The organism is Vibrio sp. V15_P4S5T153 (assembly GCF_963874485.1).
Classification (GTDB): domain Bacteria; phylum Pseudomonadota; class Gammaproteobacteria; order Enterobacterales; family Vibrionaceae; genus Vibrio; species Vibrio anguillarum.
On record NZ_CAWNHR010000015.1, the window covers coordinates 1 to 4,501 of the forward strand.

Genomic DNA, 4,501 nt, shown 5'->3' on the forward strand with positions numbered 1-4,501 from the left:
AATTAAATACGCGCCCACGCAAAAGACTTGGGTATAGAACACCACTGGAGTATATTCATGCGCATCTTTAAAAAGTGTCGCACTTCAAACTTGATACTAAGTATTTTGTTTCAGATAAATGTTGAACTAATACTGACCAATTGTGGTAAAAAATGTCATACCTTGGATTTGACAACACCCCATTAGCTCTAACTTGCTCTTTTACATACTTATTATCTAAGATCCAAACATCAAATGTTGCGATCGGACGAGAAACATTTACGGATACTTTTTGAATCTCATGAGTAGGCTTGTCAACTAACACTAAAAAATCGAAATCTGTCGAGTTTAACTTCAATGACGATGTGTTCGAGGAACGATACTTAACTTGGATCGTGCATGACTTCTTAGTCTTGGGGTCTACAACCAACAAGTCATAGCCTGGCATATTAGGGCTAGCAACAGAAACTATGTACCCCAACTCAAGCATAATATAGCCAGCAATATAGAGTTCAGCTCCTTCTCCCTTAACAGCGGCGTCAGACTTACTATCCCGTAAATCCAGCTCACCATAAACACTCGGATAACCATCAAGCTTGTTGCGAGCCCAGCGAAAAGCGGTGTGAAGATTAGCACACATTTTACTAGTGGCTAGCTCTGTAAAATTTCCGTCTTTCGCACGAATTGTTACGATGTACTTGTCACGTTCTCCTACCATTGAAAAACGTTCCGCCCATACGTCGACGGCTTGCCCTTGATATGAATAATCCTCAAACTCTCTAGATGAAATAGCACCATCTTCATCTTTAAGTATCGTCACGAATCTCAAATTGAATTATCCCTAAATAGCTAACGCCCGGCTAAGGGGTTGACAACGCACTGCCGAACTTAAAAAACACACTGTAAACACTGAACTTCAATTTTGTACTAAAGCCGCCACGCGTTGACAATCCCTCTTGAGCCGTTTGTTAGGCCAACCGATTGACAACGACACTTTCAAAACCAAAGAACGAGCTTTTTTGTAAACTTGAAACAAACTAACCGATTCATTTATAAACCAAAATGCTGAATCAGCAAAGAAACAAAAAAACTCAAATTGAGCGATTTGGAAGAAAAGTGACGAGCGTAGCATACTCGGCGGACGTTTGGATGCTGAAGGTTATTTTGCCGCTAAATTCACAACGAAAAGCAACCCAACGCGATCAAGAAACAACAAATATGTGATGACGATTTATTGCTTAAGTTAAGCCACAAAACATAGAATTTACTGCTCAATTTCAACTCGATTTAGCTGATAAAAACTCACCTTGCCTAACGCCCGGCTAAGGGGTTGACAACGCACCGCCGAACTTAAAAAACACACTTAAACACTGAACTTCAATTTTGTACTAAAGCCGCCACGCGTTGGCAATCCCTCTTGAGCCGTTTGTTAGGCCAACCAATTGACACCGAGACTTTCAAAACCAAAGAACGAGCTTTTTTGTAAACTTGAAACAAACTAACCGATTCATTTATAAACCAAAATGCTGAATCAGCAAAGAAACAAAAAACTAAAATTGAGCGATTTGGAAGAAAAGTGACGAGCGTAGCATGCTCGGCGGACGTTTGGATGCTGAAGGTTATTTTGCCGCTAAACTCACAACGAAAAGCAACTCAACGCGATCAAGAAACAACAAATAGGTGATGATTATTTATTGCTTAACTTAAGCCAGAAAACATGGGATTTACCGTTCAATTCAAACTCGATTTAGCTGATAGAAACTCACTTTGCCTAACGCCCGCTTAAGGGGCAGACAACGCTACTACCAACTTACCGCATAACACTGTAATCAAAAAAATCAACGCATAGTAAAAATGCCACGCGTTGGCTGTCCCTCTTGAAGCGTTTGTTAAGTGTCAAATTCCTGTGCATAAATGACTACTGTATCAGATGAATCTATAACAGACGCATTATGATAGAGCTCTTCAAGTTCTTCGTGAGTTAGTTCCCGTGAGCCAATTTTACCGCGGTTGAATAATTCCTCGAACAACTCTCCTGAAAGCGAGAATTTTTTTATTTCGTCGTATTTCAGCAATTCACCACCACGTTTACCTATTGTCGTACACTCATTAATCTTGCAAATAGGTAAATGTTCACCCGTAGAGATAAATTTTTGATCCACCGCTTGTAACTTATCAGTAGGACGCAAGAAACCAGAGCAACATGGAAACCTATACTCACTGGAGTCAGATTGGCAAATATTTTTATTACAGAGAAAATCACGCAGTTTATTTATTTGACCAAGCATGCGTTCATCTGAAAGATATAGCTGTCGGTCTTCCCAGATTTTATATTGTACTGCGACAACACTAATACGTCCCGATTCTTGGTTATGGCGCTCATAAATTATGTCAGCACCGGTAATATGCTCAGGCCGATCTGGATGAAGAACACGAATTCGGAGAATTTTGCCATCAGGCAAATGAAAATCTTTATGAGCATGCCCTCTTGATAACTCTGGAAGATTCCTTTCAACATTATAAGCATCGCGAAAAATTAATTGATTTTCACTGTGAGACTTAGGTTCTAACTCTTTTTTGGCTTTATCAAGTTGACTAAGCTTACGTTTAATTTGGTCTGTACGTTTTTGATCTTTTGTATTTGTTTTAGCTACAGATAATAAAGATTCATATTTATCAATATCTTGTAAAACTAGATCTAGCGCCGTTACTGAGATACCATCTTTTAACGATGTTAGTTCTGCAATTTGACGGTACTCTTTTGTTGTCTCACTTTCTCGCTCTCTTTTTAATAAACTATTTTCTGGGCCAAGAAGTTCTGGGTATAACTCACCACCTAATTCCAAAGTACTATCATATGTCGATTTTGACATGCTTCCTTTGGATGCAATCTTAACCATGCCTCGAACGGCATTTAAGGTCACCCATTCTTGGTTTATTCGACTATTACTTTCTTGCATTAAAACTCCATAACCAATTTATGATTCCTGAATCTAAATGACACTTAACGCCCGCTTAAGGGGCAGACAACGCTACTACCAACTTTCCGCATAACACCGTAACCACACAAACCAACGCATAGTAAAAATGCCACGCGTTGGCTGTCCCTCTTGAAGCGTTTGTTATGACACAATTACCACCAAACTGGATGATTATGGCTCAAAAAGAGCTTTTCTACATCAAACTCGTTTATAAACGGGTCATTACAATTTTGCTTACGGTAAAGGCACACAATTTTACAAATAAGCCTAGCCGCCAGTTTAATAATGTCATCATTGTGGATTTTATTTGCTTTAGCTTCATATACATATCGACTAGAACTAAATAAACTTCGATTCACTTCGAGGATTTCTAAATCGATGTCATCGAATAGATAATTTTTCAAATTTGACGGCAATGCTTCATACAAAGTGATCAAATCATGTGCATTAGAATTTTTCGAGATTGCCGCTTTCCGATCAAACTCATAAGTTTCATCTAGCCGCCCAACGTTACCCGTAACTCTGGCGTTGAAACTTTTTAAGAGTACTTCAATTACTAGCGCTGACATAACGGTTTGTATGCCCATCCTTTGATGACGAGATTCAATACAAACTTGATAGTAGTCGAATGCACATTCGATCATAAATGGACGAAATTCAATAGCATCAACTTTCAGAATTTCGGGTTCAAAAGATAATTCTTTAATACTGATGTCCTCTTGTGTCATAACGCCCGCTTAAGGGGCAACCAACGCCACGACCAACTTTCCGCATAACACCGTAATCGCAAAAACCAACGCATAATAAAAATGCCGCGCGTTGGCTGTCCCTCTTAAAGCGTTTGTTAGCTTTTTAGTTGCCAACGGTCATTGCTGTAGCTGGATTTCGCCTTAGCTATATTGAATTTATATCCGATTGTCTTAGAAAAGTTTTTTGCCACACCCCATAAACCATTTGGATTACCAGAAAACCCATCCAAATACTGTCCAAATGAGTTTTTACTGTGAAATAACATTTCTGGGTCTAAACCTTCTCCTTCAACAAATGAATAATTTGATGATGTTTTCTCTACATTTGAATGAGTAAGCTCGTAACCTAAAAAAACAGGGGGAAAGCTAAAACCACGAATATTTGTATTACTAATTGCAGCGTCTATGGGCTGACCATGATACTCAAGCCATGAATGGTCAAAAACTATGTCTCCACGCTTAACCTCACCAAGGTATAACTGAATATCAACACCTTGCTCTCTGAGAATCAGATACATAATAGATGAACTCGCATGACAAGCTCCTTGCCAATCATTTTTATGTAAATAATCTAGCATTCCGAAAAAGACTTTTTTTATCTTATAGATATCTGGTGTCTCTTCAAATAATCGATCTGCTTTTTGAATTAAAGTTTTCATATGAACTCCGAGCTAGGAAAGCTAACGCCCGCTTAAGGGGCAGACAACGCTACTACCAACTTACCGCATAACACCGTAATCACCAAAACCAACGCATAGTAAAAATACCACGCGTTGGCTGTCCCTCTTGAAG

At 39.0% G+C, this 4,501-nt stretch carries 4 protein-coding genes; all 4 read right to left on the minus strand.

Going from position 1 to position 4,501, the window contains the following annotated elements; genetic code table 11:
* Positions 1 to 67: 67 nt before the first annotated feature.
* The gene (locus AACT42_RS10000; protein WP_141194987.1) at positions 68 to 808 is read right to left on the minus strand and encodes a hypothetical protein; all 741 of its coding nucleotides are present in this window, start codon (positions 806 to 808) and stop codon (positions 68 to 70) included.
* A 1,060-nt stretch (positions 809 to 1,868) separates the two neighbouring features.
* Entirely contained in the window at positions 1,869 to 2,939 is a 1,071-nt protein-coding gene (locus AACT42_RS10005) for a hypothetical protein (RefSeq protein ID WP_094132855.1), read from the minus strand.
* A gap of 173 nt (positions 2,940 to 3,112) precedes the next feature.
* A complete protein-coding gene (locus AACT42_RS10010; protein WP_094132853.1) occupies positions 3,113 to 3,688 on the minus strand; it encodes a hypothetical protein in 576 nt (191 codons plus the stop codon).
* 116 nt (positions 3,689 to 3,804) lie between these two features.
* Complete coding sequence (locus AACT42_RS10015) at positions 3,805 to 4,368, minus strand: lasso peptide biosynthesis protein (RefSeq protein ID WP_094182947.1); 564 nt, start codon at positions 4,366 to 4,368, stop codon at positions 3,805 to 3,807.
* Between the last annotated feature and the right edge of the window lie 133 nt (positions 4,369 to 4,501).

Bases quoted from the DNA above. Each gene is read 5' to 3' on its own strand.
- AACT42_RS10005 (WP_094132855.1), bottom strand. From the start codon at position 2,939: ATGCAAGAAAGTAATAGTCGAATAAACCAAGAATGGGTGACCTTAAAT.
- AACT42_RS10010 (WP_094132853.1), bottom strand. From the start codon at position 3,688: ATGACACAAGAGGACATCAGTATTAAAGAATTATCTTTTGAACCCGAA.
- AACT42_RS10015 (WP_094182947.1), bottom strand. From the start codon at position 4,368: ATGAAAACTTTAATTCAAAAAGCAGATCGATTATTTGAAGAGACACCA.